Origin of the sequence: Aeromonas sp. 1HA1, from assembly GCF_029237385.1 — a bacterium.
Taxonomy (GTDB): domain Bacteria; phylum Pseudomonadota; class Gammaproteobacteria; order Enterobacterales; family Aeromonadaceae; genus Aeromonas; species Aeromonas popoffii.
In genome coordinates this window covers 1-1,825 of record NZ_JAACGC010000154.1, presented here as the reverse complement: position 1 = coordinate 1,825, position 1,825 = coordinate 1, and the positions used below count along the sequence as shown (strand labels likewise).

At 55.3% G+C, this 1,825-nt stretch carries 1 protein-coding gene and 1 pseudogene; one reads left to right on the top strand and one right to left on the bottom strand.

Features of this window, described 5'->3' with window-relative positions; genetic code table 11:
• The first annotated feature begins 115 nt into the window (after positions 1-115).
• A protein-coding gene (locus GWQ22_RS21280; protein WP_275931602.1) for an IS3 family transposase occupies positions 116-1,311 on the top strand; the annotation gives its coding sequence in 2 pieces (ribosomal slippage) (positions 116-425 and positions 425-1,311; 1,197 coding nt in all).
• 50 nt (positions 1,312-1,361) lie between these two features.
• Here GWQ22_RS21280 and GWQ22_RS21275 read toward each other — a convergent pair.
• Positions 1,362-1,658 (bottom strand): annotated as a pseudogene (locus GWQ22_RS21275) (alpha-amylase family glycosyl hydrolase); the annotation flags it as partial.
• Between the last annotated feature and the right edge of the window lie 167 nt (positions 1,659-1,825).

Sequence of the window (1,825 nt, the reverse complement as noted above, 5' to 3'; positions counted from 1 at the left end):
CGAATTCCATCAGGGATAGAGGCAGTAGCCTCGATCGAAATCCGGATCTATGGCTGCAATCTCCACCTGACTCACTTTCATGGATTGAGGGCTTGGCAAACCGGGGCGACCATCTATGTTAACAGGGGTCGAGCGCCGTCGACGCCGGACTCCACAAGAAAAGATCGCCATCGTGCAGCAGACCTTTGAGCCCGGGATGACCGTCTCTCATGTTGCTCGCTTGCACGACGTCAACGCCAACCAGCTTTTCAAATGGCGCAAACAATTCCAGGAGGGCTCTCTCACAGCGATCACCGCAGGTGAGGATGTTGTCCCTGCTTCCGAGTTGGCTGCGGCTATCAAGCAGATCCGAGAGCTCCAGCGTCTGCTCGGGAAGAAGACCATGGAGAACGAGATCCTCAAAGAAGCCGTGGAGTATGGCCGAGCAAAAAAATGGATTGCGCATGCGCCCTTGTTGCCGGGGGACGACGATTAAGTGCAGTGAGCCAGGCTCTTAATGTATCGCGTGCGCAACTATCCGTTCGTGTTCATCGAAAACCGGGTTGGCAAGATGGTCGTCATCATCGCCAGCGTGATGATGCAGCCTTACTTGGCCGTATCATGGAGGCGATGGCAGAGCTTCCCTCCTATGGCTATCGCCGGGTCTGGGCGCTGTTACGGCGTCAGTCAGAGGCAACACGACTGCCTGTAGTAAACGCTAAGCGGGTACATCGCGTTATGCGCGATCATGGCCTGCTGCTGGAAAGAAAACCGGCGGCACCGTTGGCCCAGCAGGCACATAAGGGGCGTGTTGCCGTCAAAGAGAGCAATCGACGTTGGTGCTCGGATGGCTTTGAATTTCGCTGTGATAACGGTGAAAAACTACGTGTCACGTTCGCCATGGACTGCTGCGATAGGGAGGCGTTGGACTGGGCGGCCAGTACCGGGGGTTACGACAGTGACACAGTACAAGATGTCATGCTGAGATCTGTCGAACGTCGCTTCGGGGATGCGTTGCCGGCATCACCGGTAGAATGGCTGACAGATAATGGTTCGGCGTATCGAGCCCATGAGACCCGCGCGTTTGCACGAGAAATCGGGTTGGAGCCCAGAACGACGGCGGTGAGAAGCCCACAGAGCAACGGTATAGCGGAGAGCTTCGTGAAGACGATGAAGCGAGACTATATCGAGATGATGCCGAAACCAGATAGCCGAACAGCGGTAGGCAATTTGGCCATCGCGTTTGAGCATTATAACGAGCACCACCCGCACAGCGCCTTGGGATACCGTTCACCCCGGGAATTTCTGCGCAGTCGGGTATCACAACCCTAAGCGGGAAAAAGTGTCTGGACCTATGGGGTCAAATCCAATCTCCGCCACAGGAAAAGAGCCGCCCAGCGCTCAGCCACCTCCCGCTCACTCCAGTTGGCCGCGGTATCTGGCTCCACCTTGAGCACCAAATGATAGTGATTGCTCATCACCGCATAGGCACAAACACCGATAGCAAACAGCCGTGACAGTTGCCCCAACTTGTCGACCACCCACTGGCGCCGATGTTCGTAACTCTGGCCAGAATGGGCATCGTCACCACACAGGAAGGCTCGCCGCACACAGCGGCTGACCACGTGGTAGTAAGGCGTATCCTGCAAGCTGATTTGACGTGAACGGGCAATAGTCATGGCGTATTCCTCAACGGTGACCTCTCTAGTCAAGAGCAGCGCTACGCCTGACTCTTATACACAAATATTGTGAACTGATTGGCACTTTTCCCGATTTCCAGGATCTGATCTCCTATGTGACTCCCGAACATGGTAACGATCATGCTAACTTTTGCTCTTCATCGTGC